Annotated in this window: 19 protein-coding genes; 2 read left to right on the forward strand and 17 right to left on the reverse strand. The window is 61.6% G+C overall.

Annotated features, from left to right (window positions below):
- Window positions 1–54 precede the first annotated feature (54 nt).
- Entirely contained in the window at window positions 55–897 is an 843-nt protein-coding gene (fghA, locus tag GV002_RS17780) for an S-formylglutathione hydrolase (RefSeq protein ID WP_160019626.1), read from the reverse strand.
- 80 nt (window positions 898–977) lie between these two features.
- On the reverse strand, window positions 978–2,090 hold the full coding sequence (locus tag GV002_RS17785) for an S-(hydroxymethyl)glutathione dehydrogenase/class III alcohol dehydrogenase (RefSeq protein ID WP_160019627.1): 1,113 nt from the start codon (window positions 2,088–2,090) through the stop codon (window positions 978–980).
- 186 nt (window positions 2,091–2,276) lie between these two features.
- Here GV002_RS17785 and GV002_RS17790 point away from each other — a divergent pair, with 186 nt between their 5' ends.
- A complete protein-coding gene (locus GV002_RS17790) occupies window positions 2,277–3,173 on the forward strand; it encodes a LysR substrate-binding domain-containing protein (RefSeq protein WP_160019628.1) in 897 nt (298 codons plus the stop codon).
- 143 nt (window positions 3,174–3,316) lie between these two features.
- Window positions 3,317–3,640 (forward strand): HPF/RaiA family ribosome-associated protein, encoded by a 324-nt coding sequence (locus GV002_RS17795; protein ID WP_160019629.1) that lies wholly within the window; start codon window positions 3,317–3,319, stop codon window positions 3,638–3,640.
- 15 nt (window positions 3,641–3,655) lie between these two features.
- Here the strand turns inward: GV002_RS17795 and ispD are convergent, their stop codons facing one another.
- The 15 genes from ispD to bamA form a co-directional block, all read right to left on the reverse strand.
- The gene (ispD, locus tag GV002_RS17800; protein WP_160019630.1) at window positions 3,656–4,354 is read right to left on the reverse strand and encodes a 2-C-methyl-D-erythritol 4-phosphate cytidylyltransferase; all 699 of its coding nucleotides are present in this window, start codon (window positions 4,352–4,354) and stop codon (window positions 3,656–3,658) included.
- Window positions 4,351–4,629 carry a septum formation initiator family protein gene (locus GV002_RS17805; RefSeq protein ID WP_074918152.1) on the reverse strand — a complete coding sequence of 93 codons (279 nt, stop codon included), beginning with the start codon at window positions 4,627–4,629 and terminating at the stop codon, window positions 4,351–4,353. Before GV002_RS17805 ends, ispD begins: the two co-directional genes overlap by 4 nt.
- Before the next feature lie 271 nt (window positions 4,630–4,900).
- Window positions 4,901–6,190, reverse strand: a complete 1,290-nt coding sequence (eno, locus tag GV002_RS17810) for a phosphopyruvate hydratase (protein ID WP_160019631.1) — start codon at window positions 6,188–6,190, stop codon at window positions 4,901–4,903.
- A gap of 150 nt (window positions 6,191–6,340) precedes the next feature.
- Window positions 6,341–7,186: a 3-deoxy-8-phosphooctulonate synthase gene (gene kdsA / locus GV002_RS17815; protein WP_017674773.1), complete on the reverse strand. Its 846-nt coding sequence runs from the start codon at window positions 7,184–7,186 to the stop codon at window positions 6,341–6,343.
- A gap of 3 nt (window positions 7,187–7,189) precedes the next feature.
- Window positions 7,190–8,821, reverse strand: a complete 1,632-nt coding sequence (locus tag GV002_RS17820; protein WP_160019632.1) for a CTP synthase — start codon at window positions 8,819–8,821, stop codon at window positions 7,190–7,192.
- A gap of 151 nt (window positions 8,822–8,972) precedes the next feature.
- Window positions 8,973–10,295: a tRNA lysidine(34) synthetase TilS gene (gene tilS, locus GV002_RS17825; protein WP_160019633.1), complete on the reverse strand. Its 1,323-nt coding sequence runs from the start codon at window positions 10,293–10,295 to the stop codon at window positions 8,973–8,975.
- 172 nt (window positions 10,296–10,467) lie between these two features.
- Window positions 10,468–11,418 carry an acetyl-CoA carboxylase carboxyltransferase subunit alpha gene (locus GV002_RS17830; RefSeq protein WP_160019634.1) on the reverse strand — a complete coding sequence of 317 codons (951 nt, stop codon included), beginning with the start codon at window positions 11,416–11,418 and terminating at the stop codon, window positions 10,468–10,470.
- 293 nt (window positions 11,419–11,711) lie between these two features.
- The gene (dnaE, locus tag GV002_RS17835; RefSeq protein ID WP_160019635.1) at window positions 11,712–15,242 is read right to left on the reverse strand and encodes a DNA polymerase III subunit alpha; all 3,531 of its coding nucleotides are present in this window, start codon (window positions 15,240–15,242) and stop codon (window positions 11,712–11,714) included.
- A gap of 167 nt (window positions 15,243–15,409) precedes the next feature.
- Entirely contained in the window at window positions 15,410–16,009 is a 600-nt protein-coding gene (gene rnhB, locus GV002_RS17840) for a ribonuclease HII (protein ID WP_160019636.1), read from the reverse strand.
- Window positions 16,009–17,142 carry a lipid-A-disaccharide synthase gene (gene lpxB / locus GV002_RS17845; RefSeq protein ID WP_160019637.1) on the reverse strand — a complete coding sequence of 378 codons (1,134 nt, stop codon included), beginning with the start codon at window positions 17,140–17,142 and terminating at the stop codon, window positions 16,009–16,011. Before lpxB ends, rnhB begins: the two co-directional genes overlap by 1 nt.
- A 5-nt stretch (window positions 17,143–17,147) precedes the next feature.
- On the reverse strand, window positions 17,148–17,924 hold the full coding sequence (gene lpxA / locus GV002_RS17850) for an acyl-ACP--UDP-N-acetylglucosamine O-acyltransferase (RefSeq protein WP_160019638.1): 777 nt from the start codon (window positions 17,922–17,924) through the stop codon (window positions 17,148–17,150).
- The gene (gene fabZ / locus GV002_RS17855; RefSeq protein WP_003244215.1) at window positions 17,921–18,361 is read right to left on the reverse strand and encodes a 3-hydroxyacyl-ACP dehydratase FabZ; all 441 of its coding nucleotides are present in this window, start codon (window positions 18,359–18,361) and stop codon (window positions 17,921–17,923) included. Before fabZ ends, lpxA begins: the two co-directional genes overlap by 4 nt.
- Before the next feature lie 47 nt (window positions 18,362–18,408).
- Complete coding sequence (lpxD, locus tag GV002_RS17860; protein ID WP_160019639.1) at window positions 18,409–19,470, reverse strand: UDP-3-O-(3-hydroxymyristoyl)glucosamine N-acyltransferase; 1,062 nt, start codon at window positions 19,468–19,470, stop codon at window positions 18,409–18,411.
- Window positions 19,467–19,970, reverse strand: a complete 504-nt coding sequence (locus GV002_RS17865) for an OmpH family outer membrane protein (RefSeq protein ID WP_160019640.1) — start codon at window positions 19,968–19,970, stop codon at window positions 19,467–19,469. The genes lpxD and GV002_RS17865 overlap by 4 nt, the downstream gene beginning before the upstream one ends.
- 44 nt (window positions 19,971–20,014) lie before the next feature.
- Window positions 20,015–22,375, reverse strand: coding sequence for an outer membrane protein assembly factor BamA (bamA, locus tag GV002_RS17870; RefSeq protein ID WP_160019641.1), 2,361 nt, complete (start codon window positions 22,373–22,375; stop codon window positions 20,015–20,017).
- Window positions 22,376–22,390 lie beyond the last annotated feature (15 nt).

Below are 22,390 nucleotides of genomic sequence, written 5' to 3' on the forward strand. Positions count from 1 at the left end.
CGCCGTGCGCACCGAGGGCCAGGGTTTGCCCTGATGCGCGCAGCGCAGAACGACCTACGTCAACGCCTCGGCGTGATGACGCAGGTGGTCGTCGATAAAGCTGGCGATGAAGTAATAGCTGTGGTCATAGCCAGGCTGCATGCGCAGCGTCAGCGGATGACCGACAGCCTTGGCTGCCGCCTGCAACGCCTGGGGTTTGAGCTGACCCTCGAGGAAATCGTCACGATCACCCTGATCGATCAGAATCGGCAGCTTCTCGCTGGCCTCGGCGATCAGCACACTGGCATCCCACTCACGCCAACGCGAACGCTCCTCGCCCAGGTACAGCGAGAAGGCCTTCTCGCCCCAGGCGCAGTTCATCGGATTGCTGATCGGCGAAAACGCTGACACCGACTGATAATGCCCCGGATTCTTCAGCGCGCAGATCAGCGCCCCGTGCCCCCCCATGGAGTGACCGGCGATGCCGCGCTTGTCCGAAACCGGGAAGTTGGCTTCGAGCAGCGCTGGCAACTCCTGCACCACGTAGTCATACATGCGGTAGTGGCGCGCGAAGGGCTCCTGGGTCGCGTTGACATAGAAGCCGGCCCCCAGACCGAAGTCATAGGCGCCGTTGGCGTCATCGGCCACGCCCTCGCCACGCGGGCTGGTATCCGGCGCAACGATGATCAGCCCCAGCTCGGCGGCCATACGCTGGGCGCCGGCTTTCTGCATGAAATTCTCGTCCGTGCAGGTCAGGCCACTGAGCCAGTACAACACCGGCAGCTTGGCGCCCTGCTCGGCCTGAGGCGGCAGGTAGACCGCGAACACCATGTCGCAATTGAGGCTGCTGGAGCGATGGCGATAGCGCTTGTGCCAGCCACCGAAGCTCTTGTTGCTGGAAACGATTTCGAGGGTCATGAGCATCTCCGTAGGGTGCGCGGTGCGCACCACTTGATCCTGGTGCGCATGGCGCACCCTACAGTCAGGTCACCCTGAAGTCAGAAATGAATGACGGTACGGATGCTCTTGCCTTCATGCATCAGCTCGAACGCCTCGTTGATGTCTTCCAGCGGCAGATTGTGAGTGATGAAGGTATCCAGCGGGATTTCACCGCTCTGCGACTTCTCGACATAGCTGGGCAGCTCGGTACGCCCCTTGACGCCACCGAAGGCGCTGCCACGCCAGACGCGGCCGGTCACCAGTTGGAATGGACGGGTACTGATCTCGGCACCGGCCGGCGCCACGCCGATGATGGTCGACTCGCCCCAGCCCTTGTGGCAGCACTCCAGCGCGGCGCGCATCAGTTGCACGCTGCCGATGCACTCGAAGCTGTAGTCGACGCCACCGTCGGTCATCTCGACGATGACCTCCTGGATTGGCTTGCTGTGCTCTTTCGGATTGACGAAATCGGTGATGCCCAGTTCACGCGCCACCGCCTCTTTAGCCGGATTGATGTCGATACCGATGATGCGCGAAGCCTTGGCCATCTTGGCACCGATGATGGCAGCCAGACCGATGCCGCCCAGGCCGAAAATGGCCACGGTGGAGCCCTCGGTAACCTTGGCGGTATTGAGCACCGCGCCGATACCGGTGGTTACACCGCAGCCGAGCAGGCAAACCTTCTCCAGCGGTGCGTCCTTGGGAATCTTGGCCAGGGAGACTTCCGGCAGCACGGTGTACTCGGAGAAAGTCGAGCAGCCCATGTAGTGGTAGACCGGCTCGCCGTTGTAGGAGAAGCGGCTGGTGCCATCGGGCATCAGGCCCTTGCCCTGGGTGGCACGCACCGAGCTGCACAGGTTGGTCTTGTTGGATTTGCAGAATTTGCACTCGCCGCATTCGGCGGTGTACAGCGGAATCACGTGGTCGCCGACCGCCAGTGAGGTGACGCCCTCACCCACTGCCTCGACGATACCGCCACCTTCGTGACCGAGAATGCAGGGGAACACGCCCTCGCTGTCCTGGCCGGACAGGGTGTAGGCGTCGGTGTGGCAGACGCCGGTCGCGACGATACGCACCAGCACCTCGCCGGCCTTGGGCGGCGCCACATCGACTTCGACGATTTTCAGGGGTTCATTCGGGGCGAAGGCGACGGCAGCACGAGACTTGATCATGGCAGTTCTCTCAGGGGAGCGTGGACAGTGGTCAGCAGTCTAGTTCATGTCCAATACGAGATAATCAGCAGCAGAGCAAAACATTATTGCTCTACAGGGATAATATTGAACCTCCTTACATCGCCCGCAAGCGGGCTCCTACAGGTGCAGCCGGATGCAATCGGGAGCACAGGAGAAGAAGCATCGATGAATCGCTGGGAAGGACTCGACGAATTCGTCGCCGTGGCTGAATGCGGGCAGTTCAGTGCCGCGGCCGAGCGCCTGGGATTGTCTACGTCGCAGGTCAGCCGCCAAGTGGCACGCCTGGAGGAACGCCTGCAGAGCCGCCTGTTTTATCGCAGCACCCGGCGTGTGGCGCTGACCGAGGCCGGCCAGTTGTTCCTGCAACACTGCCAGCGCCTGCAGGATGCCCGCGAAGAAGCGCTGCGCGCGGTCGGCGACCTCGGTGCGGAACCCAAGGGACTGCTGCGCATGACCTGTGCAGTGGCTTACGGCGAACGCTTCATCGTGCCACTGGTCAACGACTTCATGGCGCAGCATCCGCAGCTGCGCGTGGAAATCGAACTGTCCAACCGCCAGCTCGATCTGCTGCACGAAGGCCTGGACCTGGCCATCCGCCTGGGGCGCCTGCAGGACTCGCGACTGATGGCCGCGCGTCTCGCACCTCGCGAAATGTATCTGTGCGCTGCTCCCGACTATCTGCAGCGCTACGGGCGCCCGCACTCGCTATCCGAGTTGGCCCGACACAACTGCCTGGTGGGGAGCAGCGACCACTGGAGCTTTGCCGAGAACGGCCGGGAAACCCAGGTGCGAATACAGGGAAACTGGCGCTGCAACAGCGGCCAGGCCGTGCTCGACGCAGCGCTGCGCGGTTTTGGTCTGAGTCAATTGCCGGATTATTACGTATTGGAACACCTGCGCAGCGGGAGACTGATCTCTCTGCTGGAGCAGCATCGCCCACCCAATACAGCCGTCTGGGCGCTCTATCCGCAGCAGCGTCATCTATCGCCCAAGGTTCGCCAGTTGATCGACTCGCTGCGCAACGGGCTGAGCCAACGCGCCGAGTACAGCGCCCCCGTCTGACGCTCTGCAACAACCTTGTCACCCAGCTGAACGGTCACGGAATGTCACAAGCCGGCGCGAAACTTGAGCGCGGCGACCGCGTCACACTCCATGCACCCCGCCCAAGCGGGGCCTCACGAACTCAGCGACATGAGGACATGGTTATGCAGGTTCTGGTCAACAGTGGTAAGCACGTCACCTCCTCGATGGACTTCAGGGACGGCATTGGCAGTCGCATCCGGGACAAGCTCCAGCGCTATGAGGATCACCTTACCCGGATCGAAATTCATCTCTCCGACGAGAATGCGCTCAAGAGTGGCCCACAAGACAAGCGCTGCAAGGTCGAGGCGCGGATGAAAGGACGCGATCCGCTGACGGTGTCCCACGATGCCAGTGAACTGCAGCAGGCGATCGACGGCGCCATGAACAAGCTGACCAACGCGCTGGATCGCACTATTGGCAAAGACGCCAAACCCTGGACGCACTGATGCGGTAAATCCAGTTCAACGGTCTTGCGGCCATATGGACTGTAGATAGTGCAGATCTTCCGGGCGGGTGACCTTGAGGTTGTCCGCCCGGCCTTCTATCAGACGTGGCGCTTGCCCCGTCCATTCCATGGCCGAGGCTTCATCGGTCACTGCCACGCCTTCTTTCAGCGCTTGCGCCAGCGCTTCGCGCAGCGCGCCCAGGCGGAACATCTGCGGCGTGTAGGCCTGCCAGATCACGCTGCGATCCACGGTCTCGGCCACGCGGCCGTCGCTTGCGGCACGCTTGAGCGTATCGCGCGCCGGCACTGCCAGCAGGCCGCCGACCGGATCATCGGCCAGACTGTCCAGCAGGCACTCCAGGTCTTCCCTCGCCAGGTTGGGTCGTGCGGCGTCATGCACCAGCACCCAATCCTCGGCGCGTGCGCCCTCTGCAAGCAGCGCTTGCAGCCCCGCCAATACCGAATCGGCCCGCTCGCGTCCGCCAGGTGCCCGGCGGACACGCGGATCACGCGCCAGTGGCAACTGCGGCCAGTACGGGTCATCCACGGCAACGCAAACCACCGCGCCCAACAGGCCGGGATGGTCGAGAAAACAATGCAGGGTATGTTCGAGAATGCAGCGGCCGGCGATCTGCAGGTACTGCTTGGGTCGGTCGGCGGCCATGCGCGCACCAACGCCAGCGGCAGGGATCACCAGCCAGAATTTCGTGGTCATTCGGTCAGCAGATAGAGGGTTTCACCCTCTTTGAGCATGCCCAACTCCTGTCGCGCGCGCTCTTCCACGGTTTCCATACCGCGCTTGAGTTCCATCACCTCGGCCTCGAGGATACGGTTGCGCTCCAGCAGCCGCTCGTTCTCGCCCTGCTGTTCAGCGATCTGCTGTTGCAGACGGCTGGCAGCAGCCAGGCTGCCGTCGCCGATCCACAGTCGATACTGCAGACCGACCAGCAACAGGATCAGCACGATGAACAGCCAATACGGACTACGCATGGAGCGGCTCGCAGATTGAGTCATCGGCATGGTAGGGGCTGCGTTCATGCTTGAAAAGGAGCCGTCTGATGAGTGACATGGAGTTTCAGTACCTGCATCCGTGCTTTGGTTCCCAGAGGCCGGTAAAAAGCACTGCGGGTTCGCAATGGTAGGGTGCGCCGTGCGCACCAGCAATCCGCCGTCGACGCTGGTGCGCACGGCGCACCCTACCAAGCAGCCATCGCCTACAAAAAAGGGCGACTTGCGTCGCCCTTTTCAGTCTACACGACGGTTAGCCGCGGAACTCGGCACGGCCCTTGTACGGGGCCTTACCGCCCAGCTGCTCTTCAATACGCAGCAACTGGTTGTACTTGGAAACGCGGTCGGAGCGGCACAGCGAACCGGTCTTGATCTGACCGGCGGCAGTACCAACGGCCAGGTCGGCGATGGTGCTGTCTTCGGTTTCGCCGCTGCGGTGCGAGATCACGGCGGTGAAGCCAGCGGCCTTGGCCATCTGGATGGCTTCCAGGGTTTCGGTCAGCGAGCCGATCTGGTTGAACTTGATCAGGATCGAGTTGCCGATCTTCTCGTCGATGCCGCGCTTGAGAATCTTGGTGTTGGTGACGAACAGGTCGTCGCCTACCAGCTGCACTTTGGCGCCGATCTTGTCGGTCAGCACTTTCCAGCTGGCCCAGTCGGACTCGTCCATGCCGTCTTCGATGGAGATGATCGGGTAACGCTCGGTCAGGCCAGCCAGGTAGTCGGCGAAACCTTCACCGCTGAATACCTTGCCTTCGCCGGCCAGGTCGTATTGACCGTCCTTGTAGAACTCGCTCGATGCGCAGTCCAGCGCCAGGGTCACGTCGTCACCCAGGGTGTAGCCGGCGTTGGCCACGGCCTCGGCAATGGCAGCCAGGGCGTCTTCGTTGGAGGCCAGGTTCGGCGCGAAACCACCTTCGTCACCCACGGCGGTGTTCAGGCCACGAGCCTTGAGCACGGCTTTGAGGTGATGGAAGATTTCGGCGCCCATGCGCAGGGCATCGGCGAAATTCTTGGCGCCGACCGGCTGCACCATGAATTCCTGGATGTCGACGTTGTTATCGGCATGCTCGCCGCCGTTGATGATGTTCATCATCGGCACCGGCATGGAGTAGACGCCCGGGGTGCCGTTCAAGTCGGCGATGTGCGCGTACAGCGGCACGCCCTTGGCCTGGGCGGCGGCCTTGGCGGCAGCCAGGGACACGGCGAGGATCGCGTTGGCGCCCAGAGTCGCCTTGTTCTCGGTACCGTCGAGCTCGATCATCGCGCGGTCCAGAGCCTTCTGATCGACGGCGTCTTTGCCGAGCAGCAGATCGCGGATCGGGCCGTTGATGTTGGCGACGGCTTTCAGCACGCCCTTGCCCAGGTAACGGCTCTTGTCACCATCACGCAACTCCAGCGCTTCGCGCGAGCCGGTGGAAGCACCGGACGGAGCGCACGCGCTGCCGACAATGCCACCTTCCAGAATTACATCCGCTTCCACGGTGGGGTTGCCGCGAGAGTCGAGAACCTCACGACCCTTGATGTCGACGATCTTTGCCATTGTTGTTTGCACTCCAAGGTTTGACGATAAGACTGCAGCAGCGGGCTGCGCGGGGCCGCCGACCACCTCGAGGGGCGGTCGACGACACAGTCTGACTCACGGGTCAGGGGGATCTTTTCTGGGGCGGCACTTTACCGGATTGCGTGCGGTTCAGGCAGTCTCGATCGGCGGAAAACTCTTGATCAGATCGTCAAGCTGCTTGAGCTGGGTGAGGAACGGCTCCAGCTTGTTCAGGCGCAAGGCGCACGGGCCATCGCACTTGGCGTTTTCCGGGTCCGGATGTGCTTCGAGAAACAGACCGGCCAGGCCCTGGCTCATGCCGGCCTTGGCCAGGTCGGTAACCTGGGCGCGGCGACCGCCAGCAGAGTCGGCGCGACCACCCGGCATCTGCAGGGCGTGGGTCACATCGAAGAACACCGGGTACTCGAACTGCTTCATGATGCCGAAGCCGAGCATGTCCACCACCAGGTTGTTGTAACCGAAGGAGGAACCACGCTCGCAGAGGATCAACTGGTCGTTACCGGCCTCTTCGCACTTGGCCAGGATGTGCTTCATTTCCTGCGGTGCGAGGAACTGAGCCTTCTTGATGTTGATTACCGCGCCGGTCTTGGCCATGGCCACCACCAGATCGGTTTGCCGCGAGAGGAAGGCCGGCAGCTGGATGATGTCGCACACCTCGGCCACGGCAGCCGCCTGGTGCGGTTCGTGAACGTCAGTGATCACCGGTACGCCGAAGGTCTTCTTCACTTCCTCGAAGATCTTCATGCCCTCTTCCAGGCCAGGGCCACGGAAGGAAGTGACGGAGGAACGGTTGGCCTTGTCGAAACTGGCCTTGAACACGTAGGGGATGCCGAGTTTCTCGGTCACCCGCACGTACTCCTCGCAGGCCTGCATGGCCAGGTCACGCGATTCGAGCACGTTGATGCCACCGAACAGCACGAACGGCTTGTCGTTGGCGATCTCGATGTCGCGAACCTTGATGATCTTCTGCGCCATTGATCAGACCTTCTTCGCTTTCTGCGCCAGGGCAGCGTTGACGAAACCGCTGAACAGCGGGTGACCGTCACGCGGCGTGGAGGTGAATTCCGGGTGGAACTGGCAGGCGACAAACCACGGATGATCCGGTGCCTCGACCACTTCGACCAGCGCGCCATCGCCGGAACGACCGGTGACCTTGAGGCCAGCCTCGGTCAGCTTCGGCAGCAGGTTGTTGTTCACCTCGTAACGGTGACGGTGACGCTCGACGATCACATCCTTGCCGTAACAATCGTGTACCAGCGAACCATCCTGCAGCTGGCAGTCCTGGGCACCGAGGCGCATGGTGCCGCCGAGATCGGAGCTTTCGCTGCGCTGCTCGGTGGCGCCAGTCGCATCCTGCCATTCGGTAATCAGACCCACCACAGGATGAGCGCTGGCCATGTCGAACTCGGAGGAGTTGGCATCGCTCCAACCCACGACATTGCGGGCATACTCGATCACGGCCACCTGCATGCCGAGGCAGATGCCCAGGTAAGGGATCTTGTTCTCACGTGCGTACTGCACGGTCTTGATCTTGCCTTCAACGCCGCGCAGACCGAAGCCGCCCGGCACCAGAATGGCATCGACACCTTCGAGCAGCGCAGTGCCCTGGTTCTCGATGTCTTCGGAATCGATATAACGCAGGTTGACCTTGGTACGGTTCTGGATGCCAGCGTGGCTCATCGCCTCGATCAGCGACTTGTACGCGTCCAGCAGTTCCATGTACTTGCCGACCATGGCGATGGTGACTTCTTTTTCCGGGTTGAGCTTGGCATCGACCACGCGATCCCACTCGGACAGGTCGGCGCCGCCGCACTCCAGGCCGAAACGCTCGACGACGAAATCGTCCAGACCCTGGGCATGCAGCACGCCCGGAATCTTGTAGATGGTGTCGACGTCTTCCAGGCTGATCACCGCACGCTCTTCGACGTTGGTGAACAGGGCAATCTTGCGCCGCGAGGACACGTCGATCGGATGATCGGAGCGGCACACCAGCACGTCAGGCTGCAGGCCGATGGAGCGCAGCTCCTTGACCGAATGCTGGGTCGGTTTGGTCTTGGTCTCGCCGGCAGTGGCGATATACGGCACCAGAGTCAGGTGCATCAGCATCGCGCGCTTGGCGCCCACTTCCACGCGCAGTTGGCGAATGGCTTCGAGGAACGGCTGCGACTCGATGTCGCCGACGGTGCCGCCGATTTCCACCAGGGCCACGTCGGCATCGCCGGCACCCTTGATGATGCGACGCTTGATTTCGTCGGTGATGTGCGGGATGACCTGAATGGTCGCACCCAGGTAATCACCACGGCGCTCCTTGCGCAGTACATCTTCGTACACGCGGCCGGTGGTGAAGTTGTTGCTCTTGCTCATCGTGGTGCGGATGAAGCGCTCGTAGTGGCCCAGATCGAGGTCGGTCTCGGCGCCGTCGTGGGTGACGAACACCTCACCGTGCTGGAACGGGCTCATGGTGCCCGGATCGACGTTGATATAAGGGTCCAGCTTGAGCATGGTGACCTTCAGGCCCCGCGCCTCCAGGATGGCCGCCAGTGAAGCCGAGGCGATGCCTTTCCCCAATGAAGAAACAACACCACCCGTGACGAAGATGTAGCGCGTCATGAAAAACCCTAGAAGTCTGCGTTTAAGCGGTCAGTGCCGCCGGGGAAAGCGAAGGAGCGCCATCAATGCGAACAATGGCAAGCTCGCCAAGCTCCCTGAGGGAGTCGGCAAAAGCTGTAGTAAGACGGGAGCGTAGTCTACCCGAAAGGCCTTACCAGCTCAAACCTTGCGCACAGATAGGCGGCGACCAGTGCAGATGCGCCCCGCTCGCCTCGATTCCTGCCGGGTGCGACAGATTCGCCACCGCCTTCAACTCGCTGCCTTCGAACAGCAGCGGCAGACGCGGACGTACAAATGCCGGCACGCGCAGCTCATTGAGCAGACGCTTGAGATCACGACTGCCACGCCCCGGCACCCGCAACGACTCACCACCCTGGCGATAGCGCAAATGCCAGCGACCTTGCGGCAACTCACCCTGCAGATGCACATGACCATTGCCGGGAAGTTCGACCGACGCGCAAAACCGGTCGCAGGGCAGATCGAGAGGACCGAGTGGCCGCAGCCACTGACCACTGAGCCACCAGAGCCGACCATCGGCACGGTGCAACTCACCATCGGCCAGCTTCCAGATCGGCGCCGCATCCAGACCTGCATCACGCAGATCGCACCAACCTGCCCAGTGATCGCTGTCGGGCATGCGCGTCAGCGGCGCCAACCAGTGACGCAGCAGATTGCGCTGACGTGCATCGCTCAGAGCGCTCACCGCCGACAAATCAAGAGATGGTAATGGCAGCCAGGGACATGCCGAAACGCCGCGGGCAGCCGCCAGGTCCATCTCGGCCAACTCTTCCAGCAACTGCTGAGCCTCCGACAGATGGCTTGCGCTGCGCACCAGAGTGATCGAGGCCTGCGGCCAGCGCTCAGCCAGCACTGGCATCACCCGCCGCCGCAGGAAGTTGCGACTTAACCGTTCGTCGGCATTGCTCGGGTCTTCGATCCAGGCAATGCCATGCCCCTGCGCATAGGCCTGCAGCTCAGCCCGGGAACAGTCGAGCAGCGGCCGAACCAGGCTGCCCTGCCCCAACGGCCGACTGGCCGGCATCGCCGCCAGCCCGCGCACGCCAGCACCGCGCAACAGGCGAAACAACAGGGTTTCGGCCTGATCATCGCGGTGCTGGGCACTGAGCAACACCTCGCCCTGCTGCAGACTTTCACCGAAAGCGGCGTAGCGCGCGCTCCGCGCAGCCTGTTCGAGACTGGGACCCGGCGCCACCTGAACCCTGACGACTTCGAGAGCGATGCCCAGCTGCTCGCAGACACGCGCGCAGTGCTCGGGCCAGGCGTCGGCGGCAGCCTGCAGGCCATGATGGACATGAATGGCAAAAATCGGCGGCAGGTTCTCGCGCCGAGCCCAGTCGGCAAGCAGGTGCACCAGCACGCTGGAGTCCAGGCCACCAGAATAGGCAACGCGCCACGCCGGGGCCGCACGCCAGGGCTGCAGGGCCTGGCGTAGGCGAAGTTCGAGAGCAGTCATCAGCCAAGCTTAAACAACAACGGGCCCGAAGGCCCGTGGTGATGTGCGATGAAATTACGTAGGGTGCGCCATGCGCCCCCAAATACCGGCGCTACTGTCATGGGTGCGCACAGCCTGGGCGGCCCCGCGACACCCTACAAAAGCCATCTACGCCAGGCACATTAGCCCGAACTCAGGCGATGCCGTAGCTCATCAGACGGTCATAACGACGCTTGAGCAGTGCCTCGGTGTCGTGCTTCTGCAGGCTGGCCAGTTGCTTGGTCAGCTCCTGACGAATCGACTCGGAAGCCGCCGCTGGGTCACGGTGCGCGCCACCCAGAGGCTCGGCGATGACCTGATCGACGATACCCAGATCCTTCAGGCGCTCGGCGGTGATGCCCATGGCTTCAGCGGCATCCGGCGCCTTCTCGGCGGTACGCCAGAGAATCGAGGCGCAGCCTTCCGGCGAGATCACCGAATAGGTGGAGTACTGCAACATGTTGAGCTGGTCGCAGACACCGATGGCCAGTGCACCACCGGAACCCCCTTCACCGATGACGGTGGCGATGATCGGGGTTTTCAGGCGCGCCATCACGCGCAGGTTCCAGGCGATGGCCTCGCTCTGGCCGCGCTCCTCGGCATCGATACCTGGGTAGGCACCGGGGGTGTCGATGAAAGTGAGGATCGGCATCTTGAAGCGTTCGGCCATTTCCATCAGGCGGCAGGCCTTGCGGTAGCCTTCCGGACGCGGCATGCCGAAGTTGCGGCGCACCTTCTCGCGCACTTCACGGCCTTTCTGGTGGCCGATGATCATCACCGGCTGTTCGCCCAGACGGGCAATGCCACCGACGATGGCGGCGTCGTCGGAGAAGTGACGATCGCCGTGCAGTTCGTCGAACTCGGTGAAGATGTGCTGGATGTAATCCAGGGTATACGGGCGGCGCGGATGGCGAGCCAACTGAGCGATCTGCCAGCTGGTCAGGTTGCCGAAGATGCTTTCGGTCAGGGTGCTGCTCTTGTCCTGCAGGCGGGCAATCTCATCGCCGATATTCAGCGAGTTGTCGTTACCAACCAGGCGTAGCTCTTCGATCTTGGCTTGCAGGTCGGCGATCGGCTGTTCGAAATCGAGGAAATTCGGGTTCATAGTCATCCGTCTTGCGTCGACGGCCAAGTGGCCGGGGAGCTGATCCATTAGGGAACCGCTGAAAAACGTAGGCGAGGCAGCCGATGCAAGGCAAAAACAGGCGAAGAACGGTCGGAGTCGCGGGCGACTTTACTACTGTAAATGAGCATTCTGAGCCTGTTTTTAACGCAGCAGCGGCAACGCAGGTAGTTTTTCAGCAGTTTTCTAGGCGTCCTACCTTAAGTGATAGGGCGCAGCGGGTCGACACCCGCAGGTGTCGATGCCAACACAAAGGGGGATTTTCCCCTCTTGCATCAGCGGTAGTGCAAAAAGACGTTGTCGCGCCCGAACTGGTCACGCAATGCCTGAATCAAAGTGTCAGCCGGATCGATTCGCCAGGCGTCACCAAATTGAAGCAAGGCGCGTGCCTCCTCGCCACTGTAGTCCAGCGTCACCGGGCAGGCCCCCTTGTGCTTGCTGCACAGTTCGGCCAGCCAGCGCAGTCGATCACCCTTCAAGGCCTCGCTGGCAACCTTCACCCGCAGGCTGTCGGCCAGGCCGGTACGGGCTTCTTCCAGACTCATCACGCGCTTGGCACGCAGACGCAGGCCACCGGAGAAGTCGTCATTACTGACCTCGCCCTCGACCACCACCAACGCATCGTTCTGCAGTAACGCCTGATTGCTGGCGAAGGCATCGGCGAACAAGGAGGCTTCGATACGCCCGGAGCGGTCGTCGAGGGTAATGAAGCCCATCTTGTCGCCCTTCTTGTTCTTCATCACCCGCAGGTTGACGATCATCCCGGCGATGGTCTGGGTGTCGCGCGCCGGCTTCAGCTCGACGATGCGCTGGCGGGCGAAACGGCGAATCTCGCCTTCGTATTCGTCGATGGGATGGCCGGAAAGGTAGATGCCCAGGGTGTCCTTCTCGCCTTTCAGGCGCTCTTTGATCGGCAGTTCGCGGGCCTTGCGATGATTGGCGTAGACGTCCGCCTCGGGTTCGGCGAACAGGCCGCCGAACAGATCCATATGGCCGCTCTCGGCGCTGCGCGCGGTCTGCTCGGCGGACTGCACAGCCTCTTCCATCGACGCCAGCAGCACCGCGCGGTTCTTGTCCACGCTGGCCTGGTAGGCCTTGAGTTCGTCCTGATAGTAAGGACCGAGACGATCCAGCGCGCCGCTGCGGATCAACGCTTCAAGGGTGCGCTTGTTGATGCGCTTGAGGTCAACGCGATTGCAGAAGTCGAACAGATCCTTGAACGGTCCGCCTTCGGCGCGGCATTCGACGATGGCCTCGACCGGCCCCTCGCCCACGCCCTTGACCGCACCCAGGCCGTAGACGATACGACCGTCGTCGTTGACGGTGAACTTGAACTCGGACACGTTGACGTCCGGCGGATCGATGCGCAACTTCATGTTGCGGCACTCTTCGACCAGGATCACCACCTTGTCGGTGTTGTGCATATCCGCCGAGAGTACCGCCGCCATGAACGGCGCCGGGTAATGCGCCTTGAGCCAGGCCGTCTGGTAGGAGACCAGACCGTAGGCAGCCGAGTGCGACTTGTTGAAGCCATAACCGGCGAATTTCTCCACCAGATCGAAGATGTTGCCCGCCAGGTTGGCGTCGATGCCATTGTTGGCACAACCCTCGATGAAGCCGCCGCGCTGCTTGGCCATTTCCTCGGGCTTCTTCTTGCCCATGGCACGCCGCAGCATGTCCGCCTGACCCAGGGTGTAGCCACCCATGACCTGGGCAATCTGCATCACCTGCTCCTGATACAGGATGATGCCGTAGGTGGGCTTGAGCACCGGCTCGAGGCCGGCGTACTGGTAGTCCGGGTGCGGATAGGACAGCTCGGCGCGACCGTGCTTGCGGTTGATGAAGTCGTCCACCATGCCGGACTGCAGCGGGCCGGGGCGGAACAGCGCCACCAGTGCGATCATGTCTTCCAGACAGTCGGGCTTGAGCTTCTTGATCAGCTCCTTCATGCCGCGCGATTCAAGCTGGAAGACCGCAGTGGTCTCCGCCTTCTGCAGCATGTCGTAGGTTTTCTTGTCATCCAGCGGGATGAAGTCGATGTCGACCAGATCCTCGTCCGGCGCTCCGTCGCGCTTCTGGATGCGGTGAATGGTCTCCATCGCCCACTTGATGATGGTCAGGGTACGCAGACCGAGGAAGTCGAACTTGACCAGGCCAGCCTGCTCGACGTCGTCCTTGTCGAACTGGGTCACCAGGCCGCCGCCCTCTTCGTCGCAAGCGATCGGCGAGAAGTCGGTGAGCTTGGTCGGCGCGATCACCACGCCGCCGGCATGTTTACCGGTACCACGCACCACGCCTTCGAGCTTGAGGGACATGTCCCAGATTTCGGCGGCTTCTTCGTCGTTCTTGAGGAAGTCGCGCAGCGGCTCCTCCATCTCGTAAGCCTTCTCCAGGGTCATGCCCACTTCGAAGGGGATCATCTTCGACAGACGGTCGGCCAGGCCATAGGACTTGCCCTGGGCGCGGGCCACGTCACGCACCACCGCCTTGGCCGCCATCGAGCCGAAGGTGATGATCTGACTCACCGCGTTGCGCCCGTATTTCTCGGCCACGTAGTCGATCACCCGGTCGCGGCCGTCCATGCAGAAGTCGACGTCGAAGTCGGGCATGGACACCCGCTCGGGGTTGAGGAAGCGCTCGAACAGCAGGTCATAGGCCAGCGGGTCGAGGTCGGTGATCTTCAGTACGTAGGCCACCAGCGAACCGGCGCCCGAACCACGGCCCGGACCGACCGGCACGCCGTTGTTCTTGGCCCACTTGATGAAGTCCATCACGATCAGGAAGTAACCGGGGAAACCCATCTGGATGATGATATCGAGTTCGAAGTTGAGGCGATCGATGTAGACCTGCCTCTTGGCCTCATAGTCCGGGGTGTCCTTGGGCAGCAGAACTTCGAGACGCTCCTCGAGGCCCTCGAACGAGGCATGGCGCAGGTAGTCGTCGATGCCCATGCCATTGGGTGTGGGGAAATCCGGCAGAAAGTATTTGCCGAGCTGCACATCGATATTGCAGCGCTTGGCGACCTCGACGGTGTTCTCCAGCGCCTCGGGCAGGTCGGAGAACAGCTCCCACATTTCCGCGGCGCTTTTCAGGTACTGCTGATCGGAGTAATGCCGTGGCCGGCGCGGGTCGTCGAGAGTACGACCTTCACCGATGCAGACGCGTGTTTCGTGCGCCTCGAAGTCGCCCTGCTTGATGAAGCGCACATCGTTGGTCGCCACCAGCGGCGCCTCGACGCGATCGGCCAATGCCACCGCCGCATGCAGGTACTCTTCATCGCCAACTCGGCTAGTACGCTGCACTTCCAGATAGAAACGATCCGGGAACGCGGCCATCCATTCACGCAGGCGCACTTCGGCCAGCGCTTCGTCACCGGCCAGCAGCGCCTGACCGACTTCGCCTTCACGCGCGCCGGATAGTGCGATGAGGCCTTCGGCGGCACCCTTGACCCAGTCACGCTGGATGATCACCAGGTCGTTGCTCTGCCCTTCGGCCCAGCCACGGGAAATCAGTTCGGTGAGATTGCGGTAGCCCTTGGCGTTCATCGCCAGCAGGGTCAGGCGCGTCAGCGGGCCGTCTTCCTCGGCGCTGGCCATCCAGATGTCGGCGCCGCAGATCGGCTTGATCCCGGCGCCCATGGCCGCCTTGTAGAACTTCACCAGCGAGCACATGTTGCTCATGTCGGTAACCGCCACCGCCGGCATGCCGGCCCCGACGACGGCCTTGATCAGCGGTTTGACCCGCACCAGACCATCGACCAGGGAGTATTCGGTGTGCAGACGCAGGTGGACGAACGCTTGAGTCATGGGCGGCCTTGCAGGTGAAAACGACAAAGCGCGGATTGTAGCAGGTAGGGCGGCCCGGATCGCCGTCCGCTCGTAGCGCAGCGAACAGTCCGCCGAACCATGTCGAATCCATCCGTCACAGCACGCACCATCGAAACACCAGTGGCGTACTGCTTCGCGAGTACGCCCTACACGGCCCCCAGCAGTGCACGCACCGGGGCGAAGGAACGCCGATGAATCGGTGTAGGTCCCAGGCGTATCAGCGCTTCGAGATGAACGGGCGTGGGGTAGCCCTTGTGACCGGCGATGCCGTAACCGGGATAGAGACGATCCATCTCGAGCATCTCGCGGTCGCGACTGACCTTGGCCAGGATCGAAGCCGCGGCTATTGCCGGTACCCGGCTGTCGCCCTTCACGACCGGGGCGCTGGGCACCGCCAGCTGCGGGCAACGATTGCCGTCGATCAGCGCCAGTTTCGGCGTCACTTTGAGTCCTTCGACGGCGCGCTGCATCGCCAGCATGGTGGCATGCAGGATATTCAAGCGGTCGATTTCCTCCACCTCGGCGCGGGCGATGCACCAGGCCAGAGCCTTCTCGCGAATCTCGTCGAACAGCGCTTCACGGCGCGCCTCGGAGAGTTTCTTCGAGTCGTTCAAGCCAATAATCGGGCGAGCCGGATCGAGGATAACCGCAGCCGTGACCACGGCACCGCAAAGCGGGCCACGGCCCACTTCATCGACACCGGCCACCAGTTCTTCGACCAGGGTGAAATCGAGGCCCAGCTGCATCAGCCACGCCCTGCCAGTTTGAGCACAGCATCGGCCGCCGACAACGACGCATCGCGACGCAGCGCTCGGTGAATCACGTCGAAGCCTTCAGTCTGAACCTGCCCGCCGTCGATCAACGGCGCCACGGCCTGCGCCAGAGCCTCTGGAGTCGCCGCATCCTGAATCAGCTCAGGCACCAGCAGGCGCTCGGCCAGCAGATTGGGCAGCGAGATATAGGGGCTCTTCACCAGGCGCTTGAGGATGCGATAGGTCAGCGGCGCTACACGGTACGCCACCACCATCGGCCGTTTGTACAGCAGCGCTTCCAGGGTCGCGGTACCCGAAGCGATCAGTACCGCGTCGCAGGCAGCCAGCGCCTCGTGGGAGCGACCATTGAGCAGCGTCAACGGCAAATCACGCCCGGCCAGCATCTGTTCCAACTGCTCGCGGCGCTCGGGTGTGGCGCAAGGCAGCAGGAAACGAATACCAGGGCGCAGTGCGCGCAGACGAATCGCTGCATCCAGAAACAGCTCACCGAGACGCGCGACTTCACCGCCACGACTGCCGGGCATCAGGGCCACTACCGGCTCGTCCTGCGGCAGGTCCAATGTCTCCCGCGCGGCAGCACGATCAGCCTGCTGCGGAATGGCATCGGCCAGCGGATGACCCACGAAGCGCACCGGCACCTGATGCTCGTCGTAGAACTGCGCCTCGAACGGGAACAGGGTCAACATCAAATCGCAGGCTTCACGGATCTTCAGCACACGCTTCTGCCGCCAGGCCCAGACCGAAGGGCTGACGTAGTGCACGGTCTTGATGCCGGCACGGCGCAGCTTGAGCTCCAGCCCCAGATTGAAATCGGGGGCATCGATGCCGATGAATACGTCCGGTTTGGCAGCAATCAGGTCGCGAGCCAGTTGACGACGGCGGCCGAGCAACTCGAACAGACGCCCCAGCACCTCGACCAGCCCCATCACGGCCAGGCGCTCCATCGGGAAATAGGATTTAAGGCCTTCGGCCTCCATGCGCGCGCCACCAACACCGATGAACTCGGCATCTGGATAGCGCTGCTTGATGGCCTGCATCAGGCCGGAACCGAGGATGTCACCGGACGCCTCACCGGCAACCAGTGCGACGCGAAGAGGTCTGTTCATAGGAATCAGCGGGTGATGCCGCGCGTGGAGGCCTGGATCGAATCACGGAAGATCGCCACTTCAGGGAACTGAGCAGCAGACTCGGCCAGCTCGGCCAGTGCCTGCTCGACGGTCAGTCCCTGGCGATAAACCAGCTTGTAGCCTTTGCGCAACGCGGCGATGGCCTCGTTGGAGAAACCACGGCGACGCATGCCCTCGAAGTTCATGCTGCGCGCCTCGGCCGGGTTACCGAATACGGTAACGAAAGCTGGCACATCCTTGCCAATCGCAGTGCCCATGCCCGAGAAGCTGTGCGCACCAATGCGGCAGAACTGATGCACCAGGGTATAACCGGACAGAATCGCCCAGTCATCGACCCAGACATGTCCAGCCAGTGCCGTGTTGTTGACCAGAATGCAATGATTGCCGATCACACTGTCATGGCCGATATGGGCATAGGCCATGATCAGGTTGTGGTCGCCAATGGTGGTTTCGCTTCGATCCTGCACGGTGCCACGGTGAATGGTGACCCCCTCACGAATCGTGTTGTGATCACCGATCACCAGGCGCGTCGCTTCGCCCTTGTATTTCAGGTCTGGCGTATCTTCACCGACCGAAGAAAACTGGTAGATGCGGTTGTGCTTGCCGATCACGGTCGGCCCTTTGAGCACTACGTGCGGGCCGATGACTGTACCCTCGCCGATTTCCACATCGGCCCCGACAATGCTCCAAGGGCCAACGACGACGTCGTCGGCCAATCTGGCACTGGGGTCGATGATCGCGCGGGGGTCAATCAAACTCATAGCTTGCGTTCCGCGCAGATGATTTCAGCGGAGCAGACTTCCTTGCCATCGACAGTCGCGCGGCACTCGAATTTCCAGATGCTGCGACGGTCGCTCAGGTACTTGGCTTCCAACGTCAGTTGATCGCCCGGCAGCACCGGCGAGCGGAAGCGCAGCTTGTCGGAACCGACGAAGTAATACAGGGTGCCATCGGCCGGCTTCACGCCCATCATCTTGAAACCGAGGATACCGGCAGCCTGGGCCATGGCCTCGATGATCAGAACGCCCGGCATGATCGGGTGCTCGGGGAAGTGGCCGTTGAAGAACGGCTCATTGATGCTGACATTCTTATAGGCGCGAATCTGCTTGCCTTCGACGTCCAGGTCCACCACGCGGTCCACCAGCAGGAACGGATAGCGGTGCGGCAAATATTCACGAATTTCGTTGATGTCCATCATGTCCGGTTAAGCCTGTAAGAAAAGAAAAGAGCACGGTCACACCGTGCTCAGGCATCAGATGAGACGTTTGCCGTCTGGGTCACGGCGGCCAGCTTTTTTTCCAGCTCACGCAGTCGCTTGGCCATATCATCCAACTGACGAATACGGGCCGCACTCTTCTTCCACTCGCCCGCCGGTTGCATGGCAGTCCCTGAAGAATAAGCGCCCGGTTCGGTGATCGAACGGGTCACCATGGTCATGCCGGTGACGAACACGTTGTCGCACACCTCGATATGACCCACCATGCCAACACCACCCGCAATCATGCAGTTCTTGCCGATTTTGGTGCTGCCGGAAATGCCACAGCAGCCGGCCATGGCAGTGTTGTCGCCAATCTGTACGTTGTGCGCGATCATGATCTGGTTATCCAGCTTCACGCCATTGCCGATCAAGGTATCGGACAGCGCACCGCGATCCACCGTGGTGTTGGCGCCGATCTCGACGTCATCACCGATGGTCACCCCACCGATCTGAGCGATCTTCTGCCAGACGCCCTTCTCGTTGGCGAAGCCGAAGCCTTCACCGCCGATCACCGCGCCGGACTGGATCACCACACGCTTGCCGATCTGCACATCGTGGTACAGCGTCACGCGCGGAGCCAACCAGCCGCCATCACCCACCACGCTACGTGCACCGACCACGCAATGAGCACCGATGCTCACATCAGCGCCGATGCGGGCACCGTTTTCGATCACCGCAAAGGCGCCGATGCTGGCAGTCGGATCGACCTCAGCATCGCCTGCAACCTGGGCAGTAGCATGGATGCCGGGAGCGGCCTTGGGCTTGCGATCGAACAGATGCGAGAGCTGGGCGTAGGCCAGATAAGGGTTGGCAACGATCAAGGCATCGCCAGCGTACGCTTCGGCATCGGCTGCGGTCAGCAGCACGGCACCAGCCTGGGTCTGCACCAGGAACTTGCGGTACTGGGCATTGGCCAGGAAGCTCAATTGTTCGGGCCCGGCCTCCTGTAAGGTGGCCAGGCCCGTGATGACCTTAGCTTCGGCGCCACGCAAGGTGGCGCCCAGGCTCTCGGCCAGTTGGCCGAGGGTAAATGTCGCAGTCATGCTCAACGCATCTGATTCATGCGCTCGATGACCTGGCGAGTGATGTCGTACTGAGGTTTGACATCGATCACCGCGCCGCGCTCGAGCACCAGGTCGAAGTTACCGTTCTTGATCACTTCTTCGACGGCCTTGTCCAGGTTCGGCTTGAGCTTGGCCAGCATCTCGCGGTCAGCGATGGCCTTGGCTTCGTTCAGTTCCTTGGACTGGAACTGGAAGTCACGGGCCTTCTGCTTGAATTCGAGTTCGAGGCGCTCGCGCTCGGCCTGCTGCATCTTCTCGCCGTCCTTGACCATACGATCCTGGATGCGCTTGGCGTCGCTTTCCAGCGTCTTGAGCTTGTTCAGCTGCGGGCCGAATTTTTTCTCGGCATCGACTGCGTAACGCTTGGCCGCGTCAGACTCGAGCAGCGCCATCTGATAGTTCAGCACGGCCACCTTCATCTCGGCGAACGCCGGAGTGGCGATCAGGGCGACGGTGAACAGAACCAGTTGAGTCAACTTACGCACAATGCACTCCTGCAACAAAACTGTTGGCTTTCTGTGAAACGAGATTAGAAGGTTTGACCCAGAGAGAACTGGAATACCTGAGTATCGGCATCATCCGGCTTCTTGATCGGCATGGCCAGACTGAAGCTCAACGGGCCCAGCGCAGTGATCCAGGTCAGGCCAACACCCACGGAGCTGGCCAGGTTACTGAAATCGATGTCGCAGCTCTCGCTGAGCCTCTTCTGAGTCGACGAGCAGTTGGTATCGAAGACGTTACCCACGTCCCAGAACAATGCGGTACGCAGCGAACGCTGATCCTTGACGAACGGCAGCGGGAACAGCATCTCCACACCGCCCTGCACCAGAACATTACCACCGAACGGCAGCGGATCCTGATCCGGGTCAGCCAGTGTGCCGGGCTTGGTACCAGTGCTCGGCGTGCTGCGCGGGCCCAGACTGCTGTCCTCGAAGCCACGCACCGAGTTGAAGCCACCCGCGTAGTAGTGTTCGTAGAACGGCAGCTCAGCAGTAGAGCCATAGCTGTCGCCGTAACCCAGCTGGGTATGGAAGCGCAGGGTGTAGTTGTCGCTGATCGGGGTGAACACCTGACCACGGTAGTCGAGCTTGTAGAACGACAGATCGCTACCTGGCAGTGTGGTTTCCAGCACCAGGCTCTGCGAATGACCACGGTTGGCCAGTACACCACGGTTAAGGGTCGACTCGGACCAACCGATGGAACCCTTGAAGTTCAGGTAATTGTCACCCTCGGCGTCGATGAAATCGAAAATCTCGTCGACGGTGTAACGGCCGGTGTCGATGCTATCCTGCTGCACGGTCAGACCATAGGTCAGACGCGCGGTTTCGCTGATCGGATAGCCGATGTTGATACCTGCACCCAGGCTGTCGACCGAGTAGCTGGATACGTCGACATCGAGCTCATCGTAGTCGGTGGTGCGGTAGAAGGCGTTGTAACCCAGGCTGACACCGTCGACGGTCCAGTAGGGGTCAACGAAGCCGAAGTTGTATCGGGTCTGGTATTCGCTACGGGTCAGGCCGATGCTGACGCGGTTACCGGTACCGAGGAAGTTGTTCTGGCTGATCGAACCACCGAGGATCAGACCGGCGTTCTGGGCGAAACCGACGCTGGCGGTGATGGAGCCGGACGGTTGCTCTTCGACGCTGTAGTTGACGTCGATCTGATCGTCGGTACCCGGCACCTGCGGGGTTTCGACGTTGACTTCCTTGAAGAAGCCCAGACGTTCCAGACGCACCTTGGACTGGTCGATCAGGTAGGTCGAGGCCCAGCCACCTTCCATCTGGCGCATTTCGCGGCGCAGTACCTGGTCTTCGGACTTGGTGTTGCCACGGAAATTGATGCGATTGACGTAGGCGCGCTTGCCCGGATCGACGAAGAAGGTGATCGAAACGGTGTTGTCCTCGTCGTGCGCTTCCGGCACGCCATTGACGTTGGCGAAGGTATAGCCTTCGTTACCCAGGCGGCGGGTGATCAGCTCACTGGTGGTGGTCATGATCTTGCGCGAGAAGACCTGCCCTTCCTTGACCAGCAGCAGTGCACGCACGTCTTCTTCCGGGACCTTGAGGTCACCGGACAGTTTCACGTCACGGACGCTGTACTTCTCGCCCTCCTCGACGTTGACAGTGACATAGACGTGCTTCTTGTCCGGAGTGATGGATACCTGGGTGGAGCTGATATCCATGTTGATGTAGCCGCGGTCCAGGTAGTAGGAGCGCAGACGCTCGAGGTCACCGGACAGTTTCTCGCGGGCATACTTGTCGTCGTTCTTGAAGAACGACAACCAGTTGGTGGTCTTCAGCTCGAACAGGTCGACCAGATCTTCATCGGAAAACACGGTGTTGCCGACCACGTTGATGTGGGAGATGGCAGCAACGGTGCCTTCGTTGATGGTGATCTTCAGCGCCACGCGGTTACGCGGCTGCGGAATCACTTCGGCTTCGATCTCGGCCGAATAGCGGCCCTGAGCGACATACTGGCGCTGCAGCTCGTTGCGTACGCCCTCGAGGGTGGCACGCTGGAAGATCTCGCCCTCGGCCAGACCGGACTGGTTCAGGCCCTTGAGCAGGTCTTCGGTGGTGATGGCCTTGTTGCCCTCGATCTCGATACCGGAGATGGAAGGACGCTCGACCACGGTAACCACCAGCACGTCGCCATCGCGACCGAGCTGGATATCCTGGAAGAAGCCGGTACGGAACAGGGAGCGAGTGGCATCGACCAACTGGCGATCATCGACCTGTTCGCCCACATTCAGGGGCAGTGCGCCGAATACGCTGCCGGCGGATACCCGCTGCAGGCCGTTGACGCGTATATCGGAGATGGTGAAGGACTCGGCGTGAACTTCGGCGATCATCAATGCGGACAGTACCGCAGGTAGCAGCAGACGTTTCATGAAGTCCTTTCTTAT

Origin of the sequence: Pseudomonas sp. 8O, assembly GCF_902506495.1 — a bacterium.
GTDB lineage: Bacteria > Pseudomonadota > Gammaproteobacteria > Pseudomonadales > Pseudomonadaceae > Aquipseudomonas > Aquipseudomonas chaetocerotis.

Bases quoted from the DNA above. Each gene is read 5' to 3' on its own strand.
- GV002_RS17790 (WP_160019628.1), top strand. From the start codon at position 2,277: ATGAATCGCTGGGAAGGACTCGACGAATTCGTCGCCGTGGCTGAATGC.
- GV002_RS17820 (WP_160019632.1), bottom strand. From the start codon at position 8,821: ATGACGCGCTACATCTTCGTCACGGGTGGTGTTGTTTCTTCATTGGGG.
- fghA (WP_160019626.1), bottom strand. From the start codon at position 897: ATGACCCTCGAAATCGTTTCCAGCAACAAGAGCTTCGGTGGCTGGCAC.
- fabZ (WP_003244215.1), bottom strand. From the start codon at position 18,361: ATGATGGACATCAACGAAATTCGTGAATATTTGCCGCACCGCTATCCG.
- lpxA (WP_160019638.1), bottom strand. From the start codon at position 17,924: ATGAGTTTGATTGACCCCCGCGCGATCATCGACCCCAGTGCCAGATTG.
- tilS (WP_160019633.1), bottom strand. From the start codon at position 10,295: ATGACTGCTCTCGAACTTCGCCTACGCCAGGCCCTGCAGCCCTGGCGT.
- ispD (WP_160019630.1), bottom strand. From the start codon at position 4,354: ATGACCACGAAATTCTGGCTGGTGATCCCTGCCGCTGGCGTTGGTGCG.
- eno (WP_160019631.1), bottom strand. From the start codon at position 6,190: ATGGCAAAGATCGTCGACATCAAGGGTCGTGAGGTTCTCGACTCTCGC.
- rnhB (WP_160019636.1), bottom strand. From the start codon at position 16,009: ATGCAGCTGGGCCTCGATTTCACCCTGGTCGAAGAACTGGTGGCCGGT.
- lpxB (WP_160019637.1), bottom strand. From the start codon at position 17,142: ATGAACAGACCTCTTCGCGTCGCACTGGTTGCCGGTGAGGCGTCCGGT.
- GV002_RS17830 (WP_160019634.1), bottom strand. From the start codon at position 11,418: ATGAACCCGAATTTCCTCGATTTCGAACAGCCGATCGCCGACCTGCAA.
- GV002_RS17795 (WP_160019629.1), top strand. From the start codon at position 3,317: ATGCAGGTTCTGGTCAACAGTGGTAAGCACGTCACCTCCTCGATGGAC.
- GV002_RS17785 (WP_160019627.1), bottom strand. From the start codon at position 2,090: ATGATCAAGTCTCGTGCTGCCGTCGCCTTCGCCCCGAATGAACCCCTG.
- GV002_RS17805 (WP_074918152.1), bottom strand. From the start codon at position 4,629: ATGCGTAGTCCGTATTGGCTGTTCATCGTGCTGATCCTGTTGCTGGTC.
- bamA (WP_160019641.1), bottom strand. From the start codon at position 22,375: ATGAAACGTCTGCTGCTACCTGCGGTACTGTCCGCATTGATGATCGCC.
- kdsA (WP_017674773.1), bottom strand. From the start codon at position 7,186: ATGGCGCAGAAGATCATCAAGGTTCGCGACATCGAGATCGCCAACGAC.
- dnaE (WP_160019635.1), bottom strand. From the start codon at position 15,242: ATGACTCAAGCGTTCGTCCACCTGCGTCTGCACACCGAATACTCCCTG.